The following is a 24,490-nucleotide window of genomic DNA, read 5'->3' as shown; positions in this document are numbered from 1 at the left end:
CCGCAACCACAGGCGGCGACCCATTGAGGACAGGATATTGATTCGACAGTTCCCTATATGCGGTCGGCACTTCATCAGGCCATTATACCTATGTCTGTTCCGCCGGATAGCCCAAGCCTTGTCCAATGACACATGAGCCTGAGCGAGGTGCTGTATTTCCAGCGTGAGATGAGCCCGGAAGCGCAAAAGTTGGGATCATGGAGGCATGATCGTGACCATACAAACTCAAGGATTAAAAACACCGGACCAAGTGCAAGCCTTTGTTTCCGCAACCAAGCCATCGCGTTTACGCTGACGCAGGAGGCTCTTGATACCATTGCTTGCGCAAGTTGGCGGGAACGGTCATTAAAATCTGCCAACGGCGTTCCGCCCAGTGCCGGGAAATCACCAAGCAGACTTCATCGGCCAGAATTACACCGCGAGAAAGCGGATTCTTGCAAGCAAACGGTGCCGCCTCGACCTGGTGCGGATTAAGGTCTACTTGGGCATCGACCAAGGTGGACGCCAACGACTCCACGCTGTCGCCCGCCGAGCGACGAGTCAACAGCCATGCGTAGTATTGGGTTTGATAGCAGGTCAAACAGTGGATCACTTTCGGTTAAGCCCTTATGCTTGATTGGCGAATTAATGTCTTTACTATGAAAGTCATAGTGGGAGCGACGCCCTCGTCGCGACGAGGGCGTCGCTCCCACAGAAAAACTTTTATTTGCTGGGGTGAATGCCGCTTTTTCATGAACGTTAGGATCATTCAATGGCTTAAAACTATTCCGTCAACGATCGCCTTAATAGCAAGACAGACAAAGTAACCCGATAATTTTGCGATAACCCGGGTCAACTATCCGTAACCGTTGTTCGCCAACACTTCGTTTCCGCATCCAGCGCATGAAATTGAACAATGTTTAGTAATAAGCAAAGATGATCCGCACTTTAGCTGCGAATAATCAGCTGCCTCCGGCTCTAAAATACTCTCCGCCCGGAATCCGTCGCACGGCACGCCAACCCGGACTTTGACAAGTGCAAATGGCATGTTAATTTCAGAATACACACTAAGACTTGGTAAGGGATAGTTACGGCGTTCGACATTAAGCCGCATACGCCAACCGGATATGCTACGGTGGCGGAGCGGCACAGCAATTGCTGGATTTCAGCGTTAACCGTTTCCTGCCCACTTTCCGCACCAATCGGGTGAATCATGGCCATCAGCGTATTCGACATCTTCAAAATCGGCATAGGCCCGTCCAGCTCGCACACCGTCGGGCCGATGCGGGCCGCCATGACCTTTGCCGGCAAATTGGCCGAGCAAGGCCGGCTAGAGCAAGTTGCCCGCTTGAAAGTGGAATTGTTCGGCTCCCTGGGCGCCACCGGCAAAGGCCACGGCACCGATAAAGCCGTCCTGTTGGGGTTGGAAGGCGAAACGCCGGATTTGATCGATCCGGAAATCATTCCGGCCCGGCTGGCGGCGATCCGAGAATCCGGCCATCTGCGCCTGCTGCAGCGCCGGCCCGTGCCGTTCAACGAAAAAACCGATTTGCTGTTTCAGCGTAAAGTCCTGCCGTTTCATTCCAACGGCATGCGCTTCACCGTGTACGATGTCGGCGGCGCCGAATTGCTGCAAAGCGATTACTACTCGGTCGGCGGCGGCTTCGTAGTCACAGGCGCGGCGGCAGCGCAGGACAAGCTGGACAACGACGACACCTGCCTACCCTACCCGTTCAAAACCGGCGACGCCTTGCTGAAACTGTGTAAAACTCACCGCCAGCCGATCAGCGAACTGATGCTGCGCAACGAAAAGGCCTGGCTGCCGGAAGCCGAAATCCGCGCCAAGTTGCTGCACATCTGGCAAGTGATGCAAGCCTGCGTCGAACGCGGCTTGCGCCAAGAAGGGGTGATGCCGGGCGGCATGAAGGTCAAACGCCGCGCCGCCAATCTATATCGCCAGCTCAGCGGCGAAATTCCGCGGCAAACGCCCAATCTGCCGGTCGGCACCATGGAATGGGTCAACCTATTCGCCTTGGCGGTCAGCGAAGAAAACGCCGCCGGCGGCCGGGTGGTGACCGCGCCGACCAACGGCGCCGCCGGCATCATCCCGGCGGTGTTGCATTATTACTGGCGCTTCTGTCCGGATGCCGACGCAGACGGCGTGATCCGCTTTTTGTTGACCGCCGCGGCGATTGCGATTTTGTACAAAGAAAACGCCTCGCTGTCCGGGGCCGAAGTCGGCTGCCAGGGCGAAGTCGGCGTGGCTTGCTCCATGGCCGCCGGCGCGCTGGCGGAAGTACTGGGCGGCAGCCCGGCGCAAGTGGAAAACGCCGCCGAAATCGGTATGGAACACAATTTGGGCCTGACCTGCGACCCGGTCGGCGGCCTGGTGCAGGTACCGTGCATAGAGCGCAACGCGATGGGCGCGGTAAAAGCCATCAATGCCGCCCGCATCGCCTTGCGCGGCGACGGCAGCCATTTCGTGTCGCTGGATAAAGTCATCAAGACCATGCGCGACACCGGCGCCGACATGAAAACCAAATATAAGGAGACTTCACGGGGTGGTTTGGCGGTGAATTTGATTGAATGTTGATCGGCCGGAGTGATTGCCATGCGTTAATCTTGACAGGAGCAGTTGCTTCAGTATGTTTAGCAAACCGAACCGGCACAGCCGTGCAAGCTTTCTCCAACCTTTCAATCCTGATCTTTCCATGCGAATTTTATTAGTCGAAGACGATGCGTCATTGGGCGACGGCCTTTCCCGCAGTCTTAGCGATTGGGGGTTCGACGTTACGCTGGCCGTGACCGGCACTTATGCGGGTAGTGCATTGTGTACCCAGCCTTACGACATGCTTATACTCGATTTGGGACTGCCGGACCTAGACGGACGCGAACTGTTGCGGCAGCTAAGAGCCCGCAAGTCGGCCATTCCGGTATTGATACTCACCGCCCGCGACGGCCTGAGCGACCGCATCGGCGGTTTGGAGCTGGGCGCCGACGATTATATGACCAAGCCCTTCGAATTGCGGGAGCTGGAGGCCAGAATCCGAGCCTTGCTGCGGCGCAGTCTCGGCGGCTACGGCCACGACATCGGCTACGGCCGCTTGCGCCTGGACACCCGTAATCTACAACTTAGCGTGGATGGCCTGCCTATGCTATTGCCGCCGCGGGAATACGGCGTGCTGGAAGCCTTGTTGTTAAACGCCGGGCACGTGGTGAGCAAGGATAGCATTGCCCAACGCCTTGCCGATCGTGCGGAAGAACTGGCGGACAACGCCATTGAAGTTTACGTGCATAGGCTACGCAAACGCCTTGTACCGCTGGGGATAGGCATAAGAACGGTGCGCGGACTCGGCTACCTTCTGGAGCAAAGCAAGGATGCGTAAACCGCAAAGCTTACGGGCCCAGCTGTTATTGCGCCTGACGGTGCCGTTGACTGTCGTCGTCATGCTGGATGCCGCGGTGTCATACTTCATCGCCCTGCATTATGCAGACCTGGTCTACGACCGCTGGTTATTGGATTCGGCCAAATCATTGGCTCAACAAGTCGAGGAGCAAAAAGACAAAACCAGTTTCGAATTGCCGCCCGATGCCGTCGAAGTCTTTCGCTGGGATGCCATGGATAAAACCTTTTTCAAAATCGAATCGGCGACGGGAGAGTTCGTATCCGGCGACAAGGGATTTCCCAGCTCGGCGCCGACCCTATTCACCAAGCAGGAACCTTTTTACTATGACGGGGAAATCCAGGGCCAAAGGGTTCGCATCGTTTCTGTACAGCCTCGCCGCGCCGCTGACGAATCAGGCGACGTGCTGGTCTCGGTCGCGGAAACGCTCAACAAACGCCGCAGCATGATGAATGAAATTCTATTTGCAGTGGTGTTGCCGCAAATTTTGTTGGTATTGATTACCGGTTTGCACATCTGGACCGGCATCAACCGCGGACTCCGGCCTTTAAACGACTTGGCCAAACTCATCGCCCAACGTTCCGCGAGAGACTTAAATCCCATTCCGGATGCCGGCGTGCCGCTGGAAGTCCGTTCGCTGACGCACACCATCAATGCTTTGCTGCACAGACTGAGCGCCAATCTGCAGAGCCAGCAGCGATTCATTGAAAATGCCGCCCATCAATTACGCACCCCGTTGGCCGGTTTGAAGGTGCACGCGGAACGGGCATTATTGACGGATAACATCGAAAGCATGAAGCCGGCCCTGACGCATATCAAGCACTCGGCGGACCGCGTCACTCATTTGAGCACGCAATTATTGGTGTTGGCCCGCTCCGAATCGATATTGCAAAGCGCGCGGGAATTTAAAGCGACGGACTTGGCCGAACTCGCTCGCAACTGTGCGATGGACTGGGTACCCAAGGCTTTAGAACGTACTATCGAATTGGGCTTTGACGCGCCGGCACAAATCGTCCGGGTAGCCGGCGATGCAACGCTGTTGCGAGAATTACTCAGCAATCTCCTGGATAACGCCATTGATTACGGCAAGCCGGGCGGGTATATCGGGGTAAAAATCCAGGCAACGCCGAAACCAAGCTTGATTGTCGAAGACGATGGCCCCGGTATTCAAGCAAACGAGCTGGACAAAATTTTCGAGCGCTTTTATCGCATCCCTGGCAGTCCCGGCGAAGGTTGCGGGCTGGGCTTGGCCATCGTCAAGGAAATCGCCGAACTGCACGCCGCGCGGATACAGATAGGCGCCGGCCACGGCGGCCGCGGCACCCGCATTGAAATCGGGTTTGAATCGCTAACCGAGACTTAAAATCGTCTCCGTCTTAGAGCCGCTACTGTGCCAAATTGCGCAGAGGCTGGTTATGAAGACTTGGCGATTAACAACATGCCCGACAGCCCGAGAAAAACCGAAAACAGGTGCTGATATTTGCTTTGGTCAATATTCAAATACAGCATGTCATCGGTCATGACGAAGACCAGCGAGGCGATCACGGCATAAATCGCTTCGTCGTATAAAGTAATTTCGATTTGCTGCCCGCTAAATAAAAACAAGGTCAGCAACTGCACAAGCGCAAAAGTGGCATAGGCGGAAGCTACTGTAACCCGTGCAGTATCTTTCGGGTAAGCTTTGTGGTGAACCAGTGCCGTCAACAACGAGCCGCCGAGATTACTCGCCCCATGGATGACCCCCCATCATCACAAAGTAAGGCTTTTCGTATCTCATCAGCACATCTATCGCGCGAGCCGCACCGGCCGAAAAATCCTTTAGCGCGATAAACAGCAAAAACGCACCGATGAACAAACCGATGTTGATTCGGGCATGCGTGACGATGAACAGAAATAGCGCAATTGGCGGCAGGCTCAGCCAGAGGATGCGGCGATAAAAGCCAACATCAATATTGGCATGATGTTTGGCAATTTGCAGGCCGTTAATGACCAAGGAAATCGGCAGCAAGACCACCAAAGCATCGACAAAATCGTAGCCGAGCAACAGCAAAATCGGCGTACCGAACAATAAAACCCCCGCACCGAAAATCGATTGCACGATAGCCGTTGCCATCAGCGTGAGCAAGATGTCTGCTGACATTGAAATAATCTCCTCGCGTTAGACTTTGCTAACGATAGCGTAATCCTGAAGCAGGCATTGACCGGCAGCTGATAGCCCATTTCGCTTACAACCCATCTATCAACGGTTTACATCATACCTTCGCAGTCTTGGCTCGGATCGCAGCATTGCTGCTACGCCAATGCCGATGAGTATGCCCAGAGGCGGCTCCGGAATTGTATTGTTTGCGGTAACAGTGATACTCGCGTCGGTAACGGGGGGAAGAAAATTGACAAGCCCGGGGTCTTCAGGAATAAGTCCTTCCGTGAAAAAGAAATTTAGGTCATCCGCCAACAGGCTAACAACGCCCGTCCCCATACCGACAGCTTTTAGGTGTAGGGTGCCCAGCAGAATATCACTTCCATAAATGGCGGGGCCGGTAAACAAATCACCGTTTGACGCACCGCGAATACCGTCGCTGTCACTTAATGGGGCAAGATATAAAGGATCATCTGCGAACAGCGCTCCGGGCGTAAACCCAACAAAATCAAACAGCCCGCCGGGATTTAGCGAGAGATCGAACCCTAAGCCTATGATGGCTTCCGCCGCATCAATATCCGCCGAAATTGCCACCTGTACCGTATTGCCGAGTAATATCGACGTGCTGGAGGGGGTTAAGTTGATGAACGCCGCACTTGCGGGTTGCATCAATACAAATCCGACCGGAAATAAAATTCCATAAATAATTGATTTTATTGACATGAAATGCTCCGTAGCTTGGTTGTAATGCGTTTAGCCGACTGAAGGGAGCGGCCAATACAGCGCCGCTCCGTGTCTATAAGTCACAGCTTGGATTTTTTGATCAGATCGCGAAGTATGCGCAAGTCATTGACGGTAACCCGTCCGTCGCCATCCAGATCAGCGTCCGGATTGTAGTTCGGGTCGCCGATCACACTACCCAGGCTTTGTTGGAACAGCGTTACATCCGCTTGATCCACTTTGCCGTCGCCGTTGATATCCCCCGCTATTTTGGCTACGTAACCTTCAAACTCACCGGCCTTATAATCCGAGGTCGCCGCCACGTCGGTAGCTACCAAATTGGTGCTAGTCCCGTACATCAACAGGCTCTTGACGAAATAAGGCCCGTCTCTACCGTTCTTGCCGATTCGGCTGCCGTCGAAGACAAAATCGATTTGGCTGTTGCCGGCATTCAAGAAAGCTCTCTTGGTGTAAAAACCTATCTCCGTACCGCGTGAATCGACCAACCGCGCACTCCATTCATAAGTACCGCTGTTTATCAGTTTCACGGCCACGCCGACTTGCAGTTGATTAAACAAACCGTTTCCGTCGGTATCGATACCCTGGTCGTCTGCAGCGCCGGTTAACGTAATGGCGGACACGTTCCGAGACGAATCGAAGTCGGTATACAGATACCCCTTGGTTTCTTGCGGCAGCGCCAGCCGGTCAATGACTGCCTGAGTCGATGGATCGCGGAGCGAAACCTCTATCCGATAAGGACCGTCTATTTGCTGGCCATAGATGTCGGGACCGGCAAAATTGAGGGTCAGCTGCCGGGTACCGGGTACGACGCTGATCAGTTGTTCGCCGAACACGGTTTTGCTTCCGGCCGCGTTACTAAGGGCGCCGGTCAACAGGAAGGTTCCTCCGCGGGAGAACGACGCCCCAAAGCTGACGGAGAGAGTGTCGTGCAGGCCATTGCCGTTGCTGTCTATGCCTTGGTCCGATTGAGCCCCGACCGGCTCGATCACCGACTCGAAAACACCGGCTTGGTAGGCTTGCGTCGGAAAATCGAAGCTGGAAACGGTATGACCGTTGCCGTCCTGCAAGTACACCACGCCTTCGTACGGACCATCCTGCCCGGATCGTTTCAGTGGCAGACCGGGAAATACCAAGGATACGGTCTGCCGGTCGGCCGAGAGCGTAATCTCGGCACCGGCGTTGACCAAGGTTGCGCCGTTTTTGATCAGACTGCCTATCATGCGATAGTTGCCGGCGGCGCGGCCGGTTAAATCCACATTGGCGCGGATGCCTTCCAGTGTGCCGTCACTGTTCTCGTCAATTCCCTCGTCGCCTACCCCGGTGATGGTGGTCAGTAGCTCGCCAAAGGAACGATGGTCGTAAGCCGGGGTCTGCAGCGAAAGATGGATGTTGTTACCTCTCAACACCAGATCGTAAGGGCCGTCTTGCCCGGATTGATAAATCAGCTCCCCGGAAAAGATGATAGTTACCTTTTGGCTACCCGGAGCGTTTACCTGAAAAGTAACGCGGCTGGATAACTGCGATTCATAAGCCGGCCTGTTTGCCACCAAAATGCCGTTCTTCTCAAGCCGCCCGACTATCGTGTAACTACCTGCAGTCAGCACCTCTACGTCAACATCGGCAGCAATGCCTTCATAAATGCCGTCGCCATTGCTATCGAGCGTTCGGAAACTTGCCGTACCCGGAAGTTGCAGATCCGTGCTTGCCATCGCCAGGGTAGCCGGTGCCATCAACTTGGGAGCGGGAGAAGCCGGCAACGTGTATTCGTAGTCGCCCCAACCGTCATAATGGCCGCTGTAAAGGTCGTAGACCTTGGCTCCTTCCGTCGTGACATAGTACTCCCGCCCTCCGGCATCGTTCGCGGTTGCGCCGGTTAGGTTGAATGCGATGAATTGGGTTTTGTTGCCGTAGATTCCATCAAACGTGGCGTCGTAGTAATCCGGAAAAAACCATCCGCGCTTGACCAGGCTATGGCTGGAAAAGTAGTAGCGATCAAATGCTCCTCCACCGAGTGGTTTGGCGCTCCCTCGAAACGCCGGATCAAGCGAGGGCGAGCCGGTGGTTATGAAATGATTGTTGCCGGGTGCCGTTACTGGCGGCACAGGAGACATTCCGCTTATGCCGAGAGTGGCCGTCATGCCGGTCAGTACGTCGCTAAAAACATAGCAGTCCGAGTAGTTGCAGCTAATCGGATTAGCTACCAAGTTTTCCCAGCTGCATTTTGGTACGGCCCCGAAGTCATAGCCGTAACGCCAGTTAGCACCGCCAAAAGCGTAAACGCCATCCAGTACCGCCTTGATAATCGCCTCTTCGTCCGACTGGCCGGAAGCCCAATCGGTAGCCTTCTCGTACCAGCTCAAACGGGGCGGGTTGACACTCCCTAGCGGCGTTGCCTTGGTAACAAACAGTTTGCGGCTTGCGGTAAGGTTTTGTGTACCGTTGACGGTATAAGTGAAATCCACGGTGTAGCTTCCAACGTTGTCCGGCATTTTGACCGTGACATCTCCCTCGAAACCATTCCAGGCAGTAGAAGCGCTTGGCCCGCCTCCGCTGACGGTCCATTCGGCTTCGATTTCGGGTGGGTCGATACTGTTTTCGGGACAAGTTTTGAGTTTGGCCCGCAGTTTGGATTCGCCGCTAAACCAGCCGAACAGTCCGGAAGTCGCCGGCCCTGAAAACGGATAGTCGTCGATTGGCCCTATGGTCGTGTTTACGTTACAGGCCGCATCGAAATCCTGCTGGTAGATCGTATCGATAGTCGCAGCGCCGGTATTCCGCCGAATTTTGTTGCCGTCTATAACCTTGAGTTCCAGCGCTAGTTTAGGCCGTACCGGTATAACCAAGGCTACCCAGTCAATCGCAGCGCACCAGCGACCGCTACTCAAGGTGTCTACATGGATTTGGACTGTATTGATGACCGGCACCACATTGCCGCCACTAGCGGGCCGGGAAGGAAATTTCACTTTCCGAATGTCGATACTAAAACTATTCAGCTTCCAGATCCCATCATCGCCGGTCAGAAATCCCAAGCTTTGACCATTGAATAAGGCTTCATCCCGTTCCGGTGGAGGCGAACCGTTAACATCAATGTCGTACGCGGGCATGATGATGTCGACCGTCGCCGGAATAATGCCGGCGGAAACGAGCGGCGCGGGATTGACCAAATAACCGTTCGCGTCGACATCCCCCACAAATTTGTCTATGGCTATGTTGATAACTAGTGGGTGATTCGGGTCATTGTTGAAGGTACAGCCAGTGTCCAATCCTGCCCCGCCATCAGTAAAAAAAACATCTTGAGAAGGCGGGTCGAAAGGCGAAGTTCTTGGTCCCAGAACGCTACGCGACAAAACTCGAGGGGCTTTAGGCAGCGAAAGTCTGTCGTCTCCGTCCTGCCCGGCCGCGAATGCCGCCGGCACCAGCAACAACACCAAAAGTGTGCCTAACGGCATCAATATTCTCGCCACAAGATATGGCCTGCGATAATCTCGACGGATTTGCATAACTACTCCGTAGGTAAAAAAGTTTTCAGTACATTTGCACTTCGGATCAATGAAATTATTAGCAACCCTAGTTGATGAGTAAGTATTTAGAAACAAAGATTAGTTACCGAATTCATTCCCCCGAGACCAATCAAACACTCACCTTTAGTTGCCCGGAACCGAAAGATTCGGCTTGTTCTGCGATTAAAACACTGGGTTAATTCATTACCGACCATTGGTCTTGCCGCTTCGCGGGGGATACAAAGCCAGTTTTCAATCAACTTCAAACCCCAAAACCAAGCTGCCAAAACAGAAATACGTTGGCTGTCACGGGAGTAATCCTACTCTCCCCTAAGAATCCGCGACTTTCCACCGCCACCGCTCGATGAGTTTAGCTGATTTTTTGTGATTACTAACGCAAAAAATCAGGCCATGCAACTGCGTATTTCAATCGCCTTTAATGCACAAGTTGTATCGGCCGCAGTTAATCAAGAGTCGCCTTATCGGGAAAGGCATACCAAGCGATCAGCGAAAATCCGTCGCACTCAAAGGCCGGCGCCACTGACGAATTCGTACCGGAAGCGCTAGCCTGATTTGTAGCCGAACCGGTTGCCGGACAGGCCGATCGGCTTATTCGGAACGGCAAAATTTTGCGGGGGATTCGCCGACTGTGGCTCCGCTCTGCCGGCGGGACTGGACTGTAACAACATTCAAACAACGGCATAGGCTGAACACGCGGCGGCCTTGGGCGAAAGGCCTTACATGGCATCCGCTATCCACTGCAGTTTGATTGATGTCCGCTGTTAGGCAACGGCTTGCAGCATGCCTTGTTTGACGATGAAGGCCACAACCTGATCCAAACCCTCACCGGTTTTGATGTTGGTAAACACGAACGGCCTGTCAGCGCGCATTTTTCGGGCGTCACGGTCCATCACCTCCAGCGACGCGCCGACGTAAGGTGCCAGATCGATTTTGTTGATGACCAGCAAATCCGAACGGGTGATGCCCGGGCCGCCCTTGCGCGGTATCTTGTCGCCGGCCGACACGTCGATCACGTAAATGGTCAGATCCGCCAGTTCCGGACTAAAGGTGGCGCTGAGATTGTCGCCGCCGCTTTCCACCAATACGAAATCCAGCTCGGGAAAACGCTCGCATAACTCGTCCACGGCGGCTAGATTCATGGACGCGTCTTCGCGAATCGCGGTATGCGGACAACCGCCGGTTTCCACGCCGAATATGCGCTCTTCCGGCAAGGCTTGGCTGCGTATCAAAAACTGCTGGTCCTCGCGGGTATAAATGTCGTTGGTCACCACGCCGATCTGAAAATCGTCGCGCATGGCTTTGCATAAAGCATCCACCAATGCCGTCTTGCCGGAACCGACCGGACCGCCGATGCCGATTCTTAATACCTGTTTAGCGTTCATAGCGATATTCCCCGTTGCGAATCTATGTTGAATTAACCGGATAAACAATGCTTTCCCCAATACCCGCCATCCGCCTGAAATTGGGAAAAATCAAGAGCGAAACAAGCGCGAGTATTGCGTCTCGTGCCGGCTGCTCGCCAAGGCCAACCCAAAACTGCCGGCACCGATTTGCGCATCGCTCAGCCTTAACGCTTGTTCCGCCAAGCGCGGTATGTCCGTCGCCAAACCGTGCAACAACTGCTGGCCGGCAACCTGCCCCAACGGCACTAATTTAACCGCGCACAGCACCTGGTTTTCCAACCAAGCCCACAAGTAGCCGTTGACGGCTGCGGCTTTGTCTATGCGCCAGCGCACCGCAGCCAAGGCGAATAAAGCCGCCAAGGTGGTATCCGGCCGCTTCTGCCAGTCAGCGGCTTCCGGCATGTCCAGCTGCGCCAACAAGCGCGCCAAGGCCTGGCCGGTTTGCTTGTCTTCGGCGCGCAGTTCGGCGGTTTCTCGATAGGCTAGCAAAGTTTGCGACCAGACCGTTACCCGATCGAGGTCTACCGCGAACCAGGCGTCGTAAAGCCGCGCCAACAACGGCGCGTCGGTGCGGGCCAAATTGTTGTGCAATATGCCCCGCAACCACTCGTCCGCTTGTTCGGCATTACCAAGCCAAGCGTCGTGCACCGCCCGCTCCAAACCCTGCGAATAGCAGAACATGCCGATCGGCAGGCCGGGACTAACCAGTTGCAATAACCGCAGCAAAGGCAGGTCAATGACCATGCTGATGATAGGCGCCGGCTTCCGGCTCGAATGGCAATGTGTGGTGTTCCACGTTCAGGCCCAAACCGACCAACATTTGGTCCAGCACGTGATCGGTCAAAAAGCGCAATTCGCCCGGCAAGATTTGCAGCGCCACGTGGCGATTGCCCAGATGGTAGCACGCGCGGGCAAACTGCAAGGCATCGGCGCATTTGACTACGGATACCTCCTCCGCGGCAGCGTTAACCCGCACCCTGAATCCCTGCTCGTTGCTCAACACCATGCCGTGCCGCAAGGTTTGCCCGCGCGGCAGGAACACGCCGACTTCCAAACCGCTGGCGGTCACGGCCGGTTGCCTGGATTTTTGCCTGGCATCGTAAGGCAGGGTCAGGATATCGTCGGTGGAGGCTTCGGGGTGAGCGGTTTCGGTGAGTTTAAGCATAGTTATCATGGCTATTTACATTGAATCGCCCCGGGAATCTCGGCGGCTGATTGTTGTGAGTCATGCTGCCTTAGCCGACTCGGAAAAATGTTGATAATACCCGGCCTCGGCTTCGGCTGGTAGCGTCGATGATTAAACCGGTAGACCCACAAGCTCGACGGCTTAGCGATGCTTCCAGGATGGTTTATGAATCAGCTCGGCCATATACAAGCCATTGATGGTTTCAGCCAGGGCATTGTCATACGAGTCGCCGACGCTACCCACGGATGCCTCAACGCCGGCGTCTGACAGACGTTCGGTATAGCGGATCGACACGTACTGTACACCGCGGACGCTGTGGTGAATCAGGCCGCCGTCGCGCTGGGGTTGCCGGTCATGTAACGCCTGCTCCGGCGCATCCGGTACAAAGTCGGCATGCGGGAAGACGAGACTTTCCAACCGACGATGTAGCGAGCAAATACGTCGATTACAAAAGCCACATAGACAAAGCCTTGCCAGGTTTTGACATAGGTGAAATCCGCCACCCGCAAAGCATTCGGCCGCTCGGCGCTGAATTGGCGGTTCACCCGATCCAAGGAGGCATGCCGCATCGGCGTCGCTGATCGTAGTCTTGATGGTTTTGTCGCGCCTGGCGCCTTTAAGACCCAGGTCTTTCATCAGGCGCTCCACGGTGCAGCGGGCCACCGTCAAGCCTTCTCGCTTCAATGGGTTCCGGACTTTACGAGTCCGTGGATGCGGTGAGGCACGAACCGCATCATTCGCGTAACCGACTTGAAGCTGTTCGCCATGACCGATTACCGACCTGTTTATCTTCCCGGAGCCACCTGGTTTTTTACCGTCAACCCGGCCGAACGCTATGGCAACAGATTATTGATAGAGCATGTTGACGCCTTACGGCAAGCGTTTGATAAAGTCCCGTACAACGAACTCAATTTAGAACGGTATCGTACCGTTCAGCCCCACCGTTCGCGGGGTTTTATAGCAAAAGATGCGACGATACGGCCGGAACTTTGCTAGAATTCTGCCCCCTCCCGTTAGCCGTACTCCGCACATGAAACAGGTAGAACTCCTCTCCCCCGCCGGCACGATACGCAATATGCGTTACGCGTTCGCATTCGGCGCTGACGCCGTCTACGCCGGTCAACCCCGTTACAGCCTCAGGGTAAGAAACAACGACTTTTTAGCCGATAACCTGGCTAAAGGCATCGCCGAGGCCCACCAGCTCGGCAAAAAATTCTATCTAGCCGCCAACGTCATCCCGCATAACAGCAAGGTCAAAACCTTTATCAAAGACATAGCGCCCATCATCGCCATGCAGCCGGACGCGTTGATAATGGCCGACCCCGGCTTAATCATGCTGACCCGCGAAAAATGGCCGGACATGCCGGTTCACCTGTCGGTTCAAGCGAATACGGTCAATTACGCCAGCGTCAAATTCTGGCAAAGCCTGGGCGTGGAACGCATCATTCTGTCTCGCGAACTCTCGTTGGACGAAATCGCCGAAATCCGTCAGGAATGCCCGGACATGGAGTTAGAAGTGTTCGTGCACGGCGCCTTATGCATCGCTTATTCCGGCCGCTGCCTGCTATCCGGCTATTTCAATCACCGCGACCCCAACCAAGGCACCTGCACCAATTCCTGCCGCTGGAAATACGATACCGTACCGGCGGTGGAAAACGCCGAAGGCGACTACCTACCCTCTCCGGCCGCCACGCTGTCGATGGCCGACCTGACAACCGGCATGACCGGCGCCGGTTGCGGCGGCGGCGAACGCCATCCCTTGGCGGACCAGATTTACTTTCTGGAAGAAGAAGGCCGTAAAGGCGAATTGATGCCTATCATGGAAGACGAAAACGGCACCTACATCATGAACTCCAAAGACTTGCGTGCCATCGAGCATGTGCAACGTTTGGTGGAAATCGGCATCGACAGTCTGAAAATCGAAGGCCGTACCAAATCGCATTTTTACGTCGCCCGCACCGCGCAAGCCTACCGGCAAGCGATAGACGACGCGACGAACGGCCGGCCGTTTCAGCCGGAACTGATAGGCGTCCTGGATAATCTGGCCAATCGCGGCTACACCGACGGCTTTTACCAGCGCCATCACACCCACGAACATCAAAACTACATTTCCGGCTACTCTCGCAGCCACCAGCAGCAATTTTGCGGCGAAATCACCGGTTACGACCCGGCCAGCGGTCTGGCCGACGTCAGCGTCAAAAATAAATTTTCGGTCGGCGACCGCCTGGAAATCATATTGCCGGACGGCAACCGCGATATTACCGTGCAGCAAATGAGCGATAAATTCGGCAATCCGATGCAAGAAGCGCCGGGCGGCGGCTACGAAGTTCGCATCCCCCTGCCCGACGCCGACTGCCAGTACGGTCTGTTAGCCCGTTATTACGCGTAAAGGAGTTTAACGATGTCATTCTTAACCGCAGACTTGTGTGACCGGTTCGCCGAGCGGGAATCGTTTCAAATCGCCGAACCTTTATTCCGGCCCTTCGGCAAGCTCAAACAATTTTGCGGGCAAATTACCACGCTAAGAGTCTTCGAAGACAATTCCCTGGTCCGGCAAGTACTGGAAGAAGACGGCACCGGTCGGGTGCTGGTGGTCGACGGCGGCGGCTCCCGGCGTTGCGCACTCTTCGGCGATACCTTGGCCGGTATGGCGCTGAATAACGGCTGGCAAGGCATCATCATCTACGGCTGCCTGCGTGGCTCGGAAATCGTCAACGAGATGCCTATCGGCGTCAGGGCGTTGGACACTCATCCCTTGCGCAGCCGCAAACACGGCCACGGCGAGCGGGACATCATGATTACTTTTGCCGGCGTCAACTTTAAAAAAGATCAGTATTTATATGCGGATAGCGACGGTATTATCGTCGTCGACGCAAAATTGGATTAGAATTCCGTTGTCGTAACCTAGTAAATTAGTCAAGAATATGCAAATCGTACTCGCAAACCCCCGCGGATTCTGTGCCGGCGTCGATCGAGCCATCGAAATCGTCGACCAAGCCATCGATACTTTCGGCGCACCGATCTACGTCAGACACGAAGTCGTGCACAACCGCACCGTGGTAGACGGTTTAAAGCAAAAAGGCGCCGTTTTCATCGAAGATTTAAGCGACGTTCCGGTCGGTTCGTACCTGATATTCAGCGCCCACGGCGTTTCCAAACAAGTACAAAGAGAAGCGCAAGAGCGCCAGCTCACGGTATTCGACGCTACCTGCCCGTTGGTTACCAAAGTCCACATGCAAGTGGCCAAACACGCCAAACAAGACCGGGAAGTGATCTTGATCGGCCATGCCGGTCACCCGGAAGTGGAAGGCACCATGGGCCAGTACGAAAAATGTACCGAAAACGGCAATATCTATCTGGTGGAAACCCCGGAAGACGTCAAAAACTTGCGGGTCCACAATCCGGACAATCTGGCTTACGTCACCCAAACCACGCTGTCCATGACCGATACCAAAGTCATGGTCGACGCGTTGCGCGAACAATTCCCGTCCATCAAAGAACAAAAAAAAGACGACATCTGCTACGCCACCCAAAACCGTCAGGATGCGGTACACGACTTATCCAAAATCTCGGACCTGATACTCGTGGTCGGCTCGCCTAACAGCTCCAATTCCAACCGTTTGCGTGAAATTGCCGAGCAACTGGGCAAACCCGCTTACTTGATCGATACCTACCGCAATTTGCAACAAGAATGGTTGGACGGCATCGAAGTCGTCGGCGTCACCGCAGGCGCTTCCGCGCCGGAAGTGTTGGTGCAGGAAGTCATAGAACAGTTGAAAGCCTGGGGTGGGGCTGACACCACGGTGCGGGAAAATACCGGCATCGAAGAAAAAGTGGTATTTTCCATCCCGAAAGAATTGAAAAAATCCATGGAAGCCTGAGATTGCGTCAGGCCTGTTCCCGATTTGGTTTTTAGGAGTGTATATGGGCATCACTGCGCAAGAATGGGTGGCTGCGGCCAAGCAACAGATCACTGAAATCGATACGGCCGGCGCTCACGGCAAATTGGCCGGCTGCATCGTGTTGGACGTGCGCGAACCGGAAGAATTCGCCGCCGGACACTTGCCGGGCGCCATCAATATTCCGCGCGGAGTGCTGGAATTCAAAATCGACGCCCATCCGGCGGTACAAGGACGGCACGAGGCATCTATCCTGGTGTATTGTCAAACCGGCGGCCGCTCGGCACTCGCCACGCAGGTGCTGAATCAAATGGGTTACGCGCACGCGGTCAGCATGGCCGGCGGTTTTAAAGCCTGGTCGGACAACGGGTTGCCGCTTGGCTGACCTGGAGGAAATCCGCATCGACAAATGGCTGTGGGCTGCGCGTTTTTTCAAAACCCGCAGCTTGGCCGCCGAAGCCGTCAGCGGCGGCAAGGTTCACGTCAACGGCCAGCGTTGCAAGCCGGGAAAAGACGTCAAGGTCGGCGACATCATCACCGTCAGCAAAGACCAATTGACCTGGGAGCTGGCAGTCACCGACCTTAACAAACAGCGCCGTCCGGCTAAAGAAGCCGCTCAGCTGTACCACGAAGACGAAGCCAGCCACAGCAAACGCCAGCAACAACTAACCCTGCAAAAGCAACAGCAGGCATTACAGCGCCCCAGCGAGCGGGAACGCAAACCCAACAAAAAACAGCGTCGGCAAATTCACCGCTTCAAACAAGACATTTCTTGATGTCCGGACTGATCCGGTAAAAACAATAGCCACGCTTCCAACTTCAATTTATCATGCTGCGCTTGCGTTTCTCAGACGCAAAGTGCGGATTATTCAACGCCCGCAAGGCAACTCCGATAAGTTTGTCGCAGCGTTGATCCACCAATCCGTTCTGTTTCGATCACACGCTTATGAATCAAACCGCAGAAGACAAACCGGATACTGCATGTCACTCACCAAAACTTTCTTGATTCCGCTAGCAGCCTTGTGGCTGTCAGGCTGTGCCTCTAACCGGCAAATTACGGTCGATTTTCCCAAAACCGACGCTCAATCGCTCAGCCCGTTACCGGGGCAAGCGGCGGTCAGCGCCGACGATTATTACGTGCAACTCGTTTCAGAATTCGAGTTCAAGGGCGACAACTCCCTCAAAGGCGGCTGCAGCACTCTGGGCGGCGCCTATGAAAGCAGCGATTTGTCCGCCGCCTTGGTTTTCAACATCAACAACGAATCGCTAAAATTCAAACGCGAAGCCAGCGGTTTTTTGTATCAAGCCACCAGCGGCAAATGCAATTACAAACTGGAAACCAAGCGGGCTTATTTAACCCCGTGGCTGCGTCTGGATTCCGCCAAAGACACCCAGTTGGAATATAGTTTTCTGACCAGCCACAGCAGCGAAACCAATTTGTCGCAACTGGTCAACGACATCAACACCACCAGCAATCTGATGATGCTGACCGGCGTCGGCACCGGAATCGCGGTCATGGGCAAATTGGCCGGCAGTTGGCTTGACGCTACGGCCGCCAATCAGAGCGTACAGAACAAACCTAGCGCTAACGCCCAATACAGCACCGAAACCCATACCCTGCCGCCGGCGGTCAGCCTAGGTGCGGACGGCGCTAAATTGCATGCCAGTCGTTTGCCGGTTTACGAAATAGAGGAAGGCGGCATAAGCCTATGGAGTGCGGAGCCCAAATTGCTGGGAAACCTGAAAATTTATCCCGAGTTGAGTGCCTCGCTGTTATTGAAAACAGACAGTGCCGGCCTGCCGGATGCTCACGATCTATCGCTGGACGAATTGATGCGCACGCCGATTCAAACCAGTGCCGGACAATTACCGCTGCAACAGGTGATCGATCAAAGCCCGGAAGCGGAAAAACCGCTGCTAAACCCGGACTGGCGCGATGCCGATCAAGTCGATGCGCAATGCCGGCGCTTGAAGTTAGTGCTTAAAGGTCTAGGCTTCAACAAGTTCGACCGCAATGCGGTGCTGTACTATTTTTTAGCCCAGTCCGCCGATTGGCGTAATTACAACATTACGGCGCAACGGGCGATGACCGACGCCTTACGTCCGCAATTATTGGAAAAGTACCGTGCTAAAAACTTTTCCGCCTGTCTGGCGGCGGAAGATTATGCGGTGATGAAATCCCTGCGTTTACCGGTCAATACTGCCGAAGATTGGGATTTGCTGACAAATAACCGACAAAAAAAAGAGGGCGTGATCGGTATGGTGCAATCGGCGGGCCGACAACTGTTGGCCGCATTGAACCACCCGGACAAAGACGAAATGACCCGACAACTCTATCCGCTATTATTTTCAGGCACGGCCGGTAACGGTAACGTACTGTTGCAAAACCATTTAAGCAATTTCGGCTTGGAAGGCCTATTGCAAGTACCCGCCATCTCCGACGAAGGATTAGTCGTCAGCGCGGCGCAGTTGGCCAACGTCATGCTGGGCTTGAGCATCGACAGTTATAGCTGCGTGCGGCCGGCGCAAGAACTGGGACACCCCCTGCCCAATATCGGTATCGTATTGTTTTTGACTAAACCGGGCAGTCCGCGCGAAAAAGGCGGCGCTTTGGAATTCGAACTGAGCGCCAACAAAATCACCCGCTTGACCTTCCAGCATTCTACATTCCGAGATTTCGAACAAAACCTCGCCGACTACCCCGATTTGGCCGGCTGCCGGATCGAAACCGATTTTCTGAATAAATTGCATTGAGCCAACCGATGCGTCAGCGGAAAACCTTATTGTTACTCGGTGGCGTACCGCTAGCCCTACTCGCGCTTTACGCGGCGGCCGGATACTATCTGGTGCCCTATTGGGCCGTAAATAAATTGCCCGCCCTACTCAGCGAACTGACCGGACACAGCGTACAAATCCAGGCAGCGCATTTCGATCCCTTCGACTTGAAAACCGACATCCAGGGTGTTGCCCTGACCCTGAGCGACCATCGGACCTTGCTGAATTGGGAAGAGTTGGCCTTGGATATCGACGTCGTCGATTCCATCAAACAGCGCGGTCTGACGCTGGCTTACCTTCAATTGAAATCCCCGTCCGTCAACCTCGAACGCCTGGAAAACGGCCGCTTCAATTTCAGCGACTTGGTCGACCAATTCGCACAAACCGATCCACCCTCCGCAACGGAACCGGTCACCGCCGAACCCACCACAGATCCGCTTCCGCTGTTCATACGCCAAGCCGGCATAGAAAACGCGCGCATCGCATGGCTGGACCATCAAGCCGGACAACCACTGGCGGAAACCCTGGCCCCGGTGGATATCCGCGTGAACGCACTGTCCCTGCAGCCGAACTCGCCTACCGAGATTTTAATCAGTGCACAACCGGCCTCCGGCGGCAAGATCGAGTTGCAAAGCAGTCTGGACATTGCCTCTTTGATCGGCAAAGGTCGCCTCAGTTTGCAAGACATAGAATTGCCGGCAATTTGGAGTTTGTTTCTGCAACCGTTGACCCCTATGCAAATCGCGCAAGGCCGCCTGGCTTTACAAGTCGATTTCAGCCTCGACGCGCACGCCCCCACCGGGCTGCAAGCCACCTTAGCCGAAGGCAAGCTGAACATCGCCGAGCTGAATCTACACGAAAAAGCCAAGCCGGATTCCTTGGTTTCCATTGCCGATTTCTCCGTCGACCACATAGGCTTAGATCTGCAACGTCAACTGGTCGAAATCGGCCAAATCCACTCGCGCGGAGCGCTGATCAACGCTTGGCTGCAAGCGGACGGCAAGCTGAACTACCAAAGTCTGTTCGACGCCGACGCCGCCCCCGCCGCCTCACAGCCACCGCCCACCGCCGCGCAAACCGGCGGCAAAGCCTGGCAAATTGCCGTGGACTCATTGGATTTAAACGGTTATCGAATTCGTTTTACCGATTACACCCAAGCCAAACCGGTGGCCATGGAACTCGGCGACCTGCATATCGGCTTGCAGGATTATAAAAACAAAGACGGGCTGCACTTGCCGCTGCAGTTCGATACCCGCTTCAACCACGACGGGAGCATCAAATTACAAGGAGATTTAGTGCTGTCTCCGTTTAGCGCCAACTGGCAGGTCGCCATACAAAATATCAAGCTGAAAACCTTTCAAAGCTATATCGATCCCTTCATAAAGCTGGAACTGGTGGACGGCAACTTCAATACCCAAGGCCACTTGCAAATGGCCGCCGCCGAACCCTTGCAAATTGTGTATCAAGGCGACGCCGATATCGCCCACTTGATTACCCGCGACAAACGCAAGAACCAGGATTTCGTCAAATGGACCCATCTGAATCTGAAACAAATGACGATAGACGTACCCAAACAAGACTACACCTTGGGCGCGGTCAATTTTGAGCAACCCTACGTCCGTTTCATCATCAATAAAGACCGTAGCAACAACGTCGACGATTTGCTGGTGAGTCGCGCCGAACCAAAACCGCACGCTAAAGCCAAGCTTAAGCCGGACAAGCCAACATCAACCCCAATCGAGCAAGCGCGGGGGCCGGTCGTGACGATAGGCAAAATCGAATTGACGCAAGGTAAATCGGATTTTGCCGATTATTCATTGATATTGCCGTTCGTCGTCAAAATGAACGATTTAAACGGCGAAGTGGATGGCTTCAGTTCCAATACCGACGTTTCCACCAAACTGAAACTGCGCGGCAAAGTGCACGATCTTGCGCCGGTCAAAATACAAGGCGATTACAACTTACAAAATGGCGACGCCAATATCGTGCTGAATTTCAGTCATTTACCCCTGCCGCTGATTACTCCCTACATGGCCGAATTCGCCGGATACAAAATCGAAAAAGGCCAAATGGATTTGGATTTGCAATACAGCGTTAAAAAAGGCCAATTAGCCGCGGAAAATAAAATTTTCATCGACCAACTGACGTTGGGCGAGAAGGTGGAAAACCCCAAAGCGGTGTCCCTGCCCCTGGAGCTAGGCATAGCCTTGCTGAAAGACGCAGACGGTAAAATCAATTTGGACTTTCCGATTACCGGCAGCTTGGAAGACCCGAGCTTCAGCGTAGGCTCCTTGGTCACCGATGTATTCGTCAACCTTATTACCAAAACTGTATCGGCACCGTTCAAAGCCTTATCGTCCTTGTTCGACGACGACGCGGATTTGAGCGTAGTCCGTTTCGCCGCCGGAGACAGCGATTTGGACGTCGAGCAAACTCAAAAACTGGATGAAATTGCCAAAGCGCTGGCGCAAAAAACCGAGTTGGTTTTAGAAATCAAAGGTATCGCCTATGAAACCGCCGATTGGCCGAAGCTTCGCTCCGCTGTAGTAACCGATATTCTGAAAAAAATGAAGTCCGGCGAACTGCGCGACAAAGGCGAAAAAATCCGCGCCGAATATATCGAGCTTTCAGACGGCGAATACAAACGCCTGCTGGCAAAATTTTACGCGGAAGTATTCCCCAACAGCATTGATTATTCGCTGTTAGGTTCTCCCCGCATCAAAAACAAACCCGATGCAGACTTTTACAGCAGCGCGCAACAGGAGCTGGAAAGCGTGATGCAACCCGAGCCGGAACGCTTAAACGAGTTAGCGATGGCCAGAGCCAACCGCATCGCCAAATATTTGGTGGAAACCGCCGGCGTCGACAGCAGCCGCTTATATATTTTGGCAACGGAACTGAATAAGGCGGAGAACCCCGAAGGCATCGACGCCCAACTGTCCCTGAACGTGTCTTCCTGACAGCCGGTAGGGGCTTTGTACTATAATCGGCTGCCGAAACTTATTTTCCGGCCTCGGCAGCGAAAATAACGGAGAACTTATGAAAAACCGATCCACCCAGATGTTACTCGCCTGCGCGCTGGCGGCATCGCTTTCCAGCGCGCCGGTCTATTCGGCAAGCAATATGACCTCCTGCACCATGACCTACAAACTCAGCGGCTGGTCCTTGGTATACAAACAATACGACGGAGTCGGCCACATCAGCTGCAGCAACGGTCAACGCGCCCAGGTAGGCTTGTCCTCCAAAAGCATAGGCTTCACTATCGGCAAATCGGAGATAGAGGGCACCGGCGTGTTTTCCGAAGTCCGCAACATCAACGAGATTTACGGCCACTACGTAGCGCTGGGAGGACACGCGGGGATGACCAATTCCTTCGACGGGCAAATTCTGACCGCCGGGGAAATTTCCTTGGTCCTGTCCGGTAACGGTCGCGGAGTAGACATTGGGGTAACCTTGGGCGCGTTAACGATTTCGCCGCGTTAGCTTTCGTCGTCACAGCTAAGCGTTAAAACCGACTCAATGGTTAACCGGCAAGACGCAGCCTTAACCCGGCCATTTGCAGCGACAGTTTTCGACTCTAACTCCAAGTGATATTACGGAACCTACTAACCTACATAGAAATTGCCTGCAAACCAACCCGCCTTGCGCCGTCGGTTCAAGTTTGCCGGCGATTTGCCGTTAACCTGCTGCACCCTCCGGAGCTCTTAAACGATCTGGCTAATCCGATGCTGATTTCTCACAACTTCAGTATCGAAACTCTCCAACCCAAAACGAAGCTGAATCCCATCATCTATTCGGACTGTGCGTGAAAAACTCTTTTTTTCTGGTCATTCCCGAGCAACGAAAAGACCCGCATTTGGCCGCCACCTTCGCCGAACCGGCGTTAAAACAATGGCTGGCCGAATTGCCGGCGGCCAATCCGGGCTTAGCCACCCGACTGTTTCAGGATTTGGTCAACGATTTGATCAGCTTGGAACTCAGCGCCAACAACCGTTTAACTGCATTGGAGCTACTGCGGCAACAATTCTTAACCATCGAAGACTACCTGCGCTCGCGCTTGATCAAGTACGGATTTCCGAAGGGCGAAATCGAAAAGAAAATTTTCGCGCTGACCATGACCCTGGAAAAGCAATTCACGATTGGTTACTGGATAATCGCACGCGAACTCACGCGCAGAGAAGTAGGCTGGCTGCAGAGCAAAAACATACCACTGGCCATACACCGCTGCATCACCGGCTTGAGCAGCATAGTCATCACCCACTATACGATGTGCTATCCGGTCCCGGACTGGATTTGGTACGATCTGCATTCTTTATATAAATTGGCGGTTAAACTCGGCAAGGAAAAGAACCGGGTCGGCGAACAAACAAGCCTGTTCGGCAGAGCGAGTTGCGTAGAAGATGCTTACAAACAAATTCTGTTGCTTAGCTTGACGTTTCCGTCAGGCTTGATGCAAAAGGAATTTCAGCTGGTTTACGACTTCATCGAAAGAATCGGCGACTTGGTCTCGTTTGAAAAAAAGCCCGTGGCCGAGCAATTCGTGCAATGCGTGATTCTAATGGACGAAGACCTGCCGCCGCATTTCGTCGATCCGGAACGGATGCAGCAGGATAGCCGCTCCGAATCCGCCAGGATGTACTTGAACTTGCAAAAACTGCATAAAATCGCGCGCCAGCAGGATAAATACTGCAGCAAGGACGAAGTCAGATTCAGTTCTTTGGATACTCGCAAAAGCGATCAATATAAACTGTCCGCAGAATTATTCGACTATCTGATGCAACGCTGGCAAGGCCGGGAGCCGCAGGGTACGGTGTTGTTTTCCGACCGCTTGAGCCGCTATGTCGCCATCGGTTTGGACGCCACCCACGAACTGCAAGACCCCGGCAAATCGCCGTCAGCCGAGCTGGAGGTATCGGCCGAGACCTATTCCGACCGCGCGCTATTTTGCCGATTCGAAAAAGAAGGGGTATTGTCTATAGGCAGTCTGGTCAGCTTCCGGAAAACCAACATTCCGCCGCAACAGCGAGCATTAGGGGTGGTCTGCAAAATTCAACTACCCAAACAAGACGACAAACTGATTTTCGAAATCAGCATCATAGCCGCCCAGTCTTTCCCGGTCACTTATTTGGAACCGGGCGCTACGGCCGGCAGCGACCCGCGCCGAGCGCTCATTTATTGGGCCAAATTCGCCGATGAGGAGAAAAGCTTTATCATTTTAGAATCCTTTATGATCAAAGATGGCGATATACTGCGCATGAATTTAGGACAAGAAAGCTTTCCTATCATCCTTATGGGGCGTAAAAATATCGGATTGGGTTACTGGCAGTTCGAATGCCGTCGCGTTATGGAAAATCCGGCTCAACAGCAAGAGAACAAAAAAGGTTATGACTTCATTTAACAGTTTTCCCAAACACCGTTATCCCCGGTTTGCCGCCCCGGCAAATC

21 protein-coding genes and 1 pseudogene are annotated in these 24,490 nt (G+C 54.1%); 13 read left to right on the top strand and 9 right to left on the bottom strand.

The features are described 5' to 3' along the window. Nucleotides 1-286: 286 nt before the first annotated feature. Nucleotides 287-592 carry a hypothetical protein gene (locus AB0A83_RS06345; RefSeq protein WP_367155729.1) on the bottom strand — a complete coding sequence of 102 codons (306 nt, stop codon included), beginning with the start codon at nt 590-592 and terminating at the stop codon, nt 287-289. 600 nt (nt 593-1,192) lie between these two features. On the opposite strand from AB0A83_RS06345, the gene AB0A83_RS06340 reads away from it, so the two are divergent. From AB0A83_RS06340 to AB0A83_RS06330, 3 genes are all read left to right on the top strand, one after another. Then, entirely contained in the window at nt 1,193-2,572 is a 1,380-nt protein-coding gene (locus AB0A83_RS06340; protein WP_367155727.1) for an L-serine ammonia-lyase, read from the top strand. Nucleotides 2,573-2,690: 118 nt separating this feature from the next. Next, a complete protein-coding gene (locus tag AB0A83_RS06335; RefSeq protein ID WP_367155725.1) occupies nt 2,691-3,365 on the top strand; it encodes a response regulator in 675 nt (224 codons plus the stop codon). Continuing rightward, nucleotides 3,358-4,746, top strand: a complete 1,389-nt coding sequence (locus tag AB0A83_RS06330) for a sensor histidine kinase (RefSeq protein WP_150047456.1) — start codon at nt 3,358-3,360, stop codon at nt 4,744-4,746. Before AB0A83_RS06335 ends, AB0A83_RS06330 begins: the two co-directional genes overlap by 8 nt. Nucleotides 4,747-4,796: 50 nt before the next feature. Here the strand turns inward: AB0A83_RS06330 and AB0A83_RS06325 are convergent, their stop codons facing one another. The 8 genes and pseudogenes from AB0A83_RS06325 to AB0A83_RS06290 form a co-directional block, all read right to left on the bottom strand. Beyond that, entirely contained in the window at nt 4,797-5,087 is a 291-nt protein-coding gene (locus AB0A83_RS06325; RefSeq protein WP_367155724.1) for a hypothetical protein, read from the bottom strand. A gap of 16 nt (nt 5,088-5,103) precedes the next feature. After that, the gene (locus AB0A83_RS06320) at nt 5,104-5,523 is read right to left on the bottom strand and encodes a hypothetical protein (RefSeq protein WP_367155723.1); all 420 of its coding nucleotides are present in this window, start codon (nt 5,521-5,523) and stop codon (nt 5,104-5,106) included. Nucleotides 5,524-5,622: 99 nt separating this feature from the next. After that, nucleotides 5,623-6,243 carry a hypothetical protein gene (locus tag AB0A83_RS06315; protein WP_367155722.1) on the bottom strand — a complete coding sequence of 207 codons (621 nt, stop codon included), beginning with the start codon at nt 6,241-6,243 and terminating at the stop codon, nt 5,623-5,625. Nucleotides 6,244-6,323: 80 nt separating this feature from the next. Next, nucleotides 6,324-9,761, bottom strand: coding sequence for a dockerin type I repeat-containing protein (locus AB0A83_RS06310; protein ID WP_367155721.1), 3,438 nt, complete (start codon nt 9,759-9,761; stop codon nt 6,324-6,326). Between the two features lie 782 nt (nt 9,762-10,543). After that, nucleotides 10,544-11,164 (bottom strand): urease accessory protein UreG, encoded by a 621-nt coding sequence (ureG, locus tag AB0A83_RS06305; RefSeq protein WP_150047452.1) that lies wholly within the window; start codon nt 11,162-11,164, stop codon nt 10,544-10,546. Nucleotides 11,165-11,254: 90 nt separating this feature from the next. Then, nucleotides 11,255-11,929 (bottom strand): urease accessory protein UreF, encoded by a 675-nt coding sequence (locus tag AB0A83_RS06300; RefSeq protein ID WP_367155720.1) that lies wholly within the window; start codon nt 11,927-11,929, stop codon nt 11,255-11,257. Further along, nucleotides 11,919-12,359 (bottom strand): urease accessory protein UreE, encoded by a 441-nt coding sequence (ureE, locus tag AB0A83_RS06295; RefSeq protein ID WP_367155718.1) that lies wholly within the window; start codon nt 12,357-12,359, stop codon nt 11,919-11,921. Before ureE ends, AB0A83_RS06300 begins: the two co-directional genes overlap by 11 nt. 51 nt (nt 12,360-12,410) lie before the next feature. Then, nucleotides 12,411-13,073 (bottom strand): annotated as a pseudogene (locus tag AB0A83_RS06290) (IS3 family transposase); the annotation flags it as partial. A 48-nt stretch (nt 13,074-13,121) separates the two neighbouring features. On the opposite strand from AB0A83_RS06290, the gene AB0A83_RS06285 reads away from it, so the two are divergent. From AB0A83_RS06285 to AB0A83_RS06240, 10 genes are all read left to right on the top strand, one after another. Continuing rightward, nucleotides 13,122-13,367, top strand: coding sequence for a hypothetical protein (locus AB0A83_RS06285; RefSeq protein ID WP_367155717.1), 246 nt, complete (start codon nt 13,122-13,124; stop codon nt 13,365-13,367). Nucleotides 13,368-13,401: 34 nt separating this feature from the next. Then, the gene (yegQ, locus tag AB0A83_RS06280; protein WP_150047449.1) at nt 13,402-14,760 is read left to right on the top strand and encodes a tRNA 5-hydroxyuridine modification protein YegQ; all 1,359 of its coding nucleotides are present in this window, start codon (nt 13,402-13,404) and stop codon (nt 14,758-14,760) included. A gap of 12 nt (nt 14,761-14,772) precedes the next feature. After that, a complete protein-coding gene (rraA, locus tag AB0A83_RS06275; RefSeq protein ID WP_367155716.1) occupies nt 14,773-15,258 on the top strand; it encodes a ribonuclease E activity regulator RraA in 486 nt (161 codons plus the stop codon). Nucleotides 15,259-15,295: 37 nt separating this feature from the next. After that, on the top strand, nt 15,296-16,252 hold the full coding sequence (ispH, locus tag AB0A83_RS06270) for a 4-hydroxy-3-methylbut-2-enyl diphosphate reductase (protein ID WP_150047447.1): 957 nt from the start codon (nt 15,296-15,298) through the stop codon (nt 16,250-16,252). A 43-nt stretch (nt 16,253-16,295) separates the two neighbouring features. Further along, nucleotides 16,296-16,655: a rhodanese-like domain-containing protein gene (locus AB0A83_RS06265; protein ID WP_150047446.1), complete on the top strand. Its 360-nt coding sequence runs from the start codon at nt 16,296-16,298 to the stop codon at nt 16,653-16,655. Then, nucleotides 16,648-17,046, top strand: coding sequence for an RNA-binding S4 domain-containing protein (locus AB0A83_RS06260; RefSeq protein ID WP_150047445.1), 399 nt, complete (start codon nt 16,648-16,650; stop codon nt 17,044-17,046). Before AB0A83_RS06265 ends, AB0A83_RS06260 begins: the two co-directional genes overlap by 8 nt. A 205-nt stretch (nt 17,047-17,251) precedes the next feature. Then, nucleotides 17,252-19,024: a hypothetical protein gene (locus tag AB0A83_RS06255; protein ID WP_150047444.1), complete on the top strand. Its 1,773-nt coding sequence runs from the start codon at nt 17,252-17,254 to the stop codon at nt 19,022-19,024. Nucleotides 19,025-19,032: 8 nt separating this feature from the next. Continuing rightward, nucleotides 19,033-22,005, top strand: coding sequence for a DUF748 domain-containing protein (locus tag AB0A83_RS06250; RefSeq protein WP_150047443.1), 2,973 nt, complete (start codon nt 19,033-19,035; stop codon nt 22,003-22,005). A gap of 79 nt (nt 22,006-22,084) precedes the next feature. Further along, the gene (locus AB0A83_RS06245; RefSeq protein WP_232056796.1) at nt 22,085-22,528 is read left to right on the top strand and encodes a hypothetical protein; all 444 of its coding nucleotides are present in this window, start codon (nt 22,085-22,087) and stop codon (nt 22,526-22,528) included. Nucleotides 22,529-22,850: 322 nt separating this feature from the next. Continuing rightward, nucleotides 22,851-24,443, top strand: coding sequence for a hypothetical protein (locus tag AB0A83_RS06240; protein WP_150047442.1), 1,593 nt, complete (start codon nt 22,851-22,853; stop codon nt 24,441-24,443). Nucleotides 24,444-24,490 lie beyond the last annotated feature (47 nt).

The organism is Methylomonas sp. HYX-M1 (assembly GCF_040741385.1).
Classification (GTDB): domain Bacteria; phylum Pseudomonadota; class Gammaproteobacteria; order Methylococcales; family Methylomonadaceae; genus Methylomonas; species Methylomonas rhizoryzae.
Note: the sequence above shows the minus strand (reverse complement) of the source record. Positions and strands in the feature narration are given on the sequence as shown.

Excerpts from the sequence above, each read along its gene's own strand:
- AB0A83_RS06340 (WP_367155727.1), top strand. The coding sequence starts at position 1,193 with ATGGCCATCAGCGTATTCGACATCTTCAAAATCGGCATAGGCCCGTCC.
- AB0A83_RS06335 (WP_367155725.1), top strand. The coding sequence starts at position 2,691 with ATGCGAATTTTATTAGTCGAAGACGATGCGTCATTGGGCGACGGCCTT.
- AB0A83_RS06330 (WP_150047456.1), top strand. The coding sequence starts at position 3,358 with ATGCGTAAACCGCAAAGCTTACGGGCCCAGCTGTTATTGCGCCTGACG.
- AB0A83_RS06320 (WP_367155723.1), bottom strand. The coding sequence starts at position 5,523 with ATGTCAGCAGACATCTTGCTCACGCTGATGGCAACGGCTATCGTGCAA.
- AB0A83_RS06315 (WP_367155722.1), bottom strand. The coding sequence starts at position 6,243 with ATGTCAATAAAATCAATTATTTATGGAATTTTATTTCCGGTCGGATTT.
- AB0A83_RS06310 (WP_367155721.1), bottom strand. The coding sequence starts at position 9,761 with ATGCAAATCCGTCGAGATTATCGCAGGCCATATCTTGTGGCGAGAATA.
- ureG (WP_150047452.1), bottom strand. The coding sequence starts at position 11,164 with ATGAACGCTAAACAGGTATTAAGAATCGGCATCGGCGGTCCGGTCGGT.
- AB0A83_RS06300 (WP_367155720.1), bottom strand. The coding sequence starts at position 11,929 with ATGGTCATTGACCTGCCTTTGCTGCGGTTATTGCAACTGGTTAGTCCC.
- ureE (WP_367155718.1), bottom strand. The coding sequence starts at position 12,359 with ATGATAACTATGCTTAAACTCACCGAAACCGCTCACCCCGAAGCCTCC.
- yegQ (WP_150047449.1), top strand. The coding sequence starts at position 13,402 with ATGAAACAGGTAGAACTCCTCTCCCCCGCCGGCACGATACGCAATATG.
- rraA (WP_367155716.1), top strand. The coding sequence starts at position 14,773 with ATGTCATTCTTAACCGCAGACTTGTGTGACCGGTTCGCCGAGCGGGAA.
- ispH (WP_150047447.1), top strand. The coding sequence starts at position 15,296 with ATGCAAATCGTACTCGCAAACCCCCGCGGATTCTGTGCCGGCGTCGAT.
- AB0A83_RS06265 (WP_150047446.1), top strand. The coding sequence starts at position 16,296 with ATGGGCATCACTGCGCAAGAATGGGTGGCTGCGGCCAAGCAACAGATC.
- AB0A83_RS06255 (WP_150047444.1), top strand. The coding sequence starts at position 17,252 with ATGTCACTCACCAAAACTTTCTTGATTCCGCTAGCAGCCTTGTGGCTG.
- AB0A83_RS06250 (WP_150047443.1), top strand. The coding sequence starts at position 19,033 with ATGCGTCAGCGGAAAACCTTATTGTTACTCGGTGGCGTACCGCTAGCC.
- AB0A83_RS06245 (WP_232056796.1), top strand. The coding sequence starts at position 22,085 with ATGAAAAACCGATCCACCCAGATGTTACTCGCCTGCGCGCTGGCGGCA.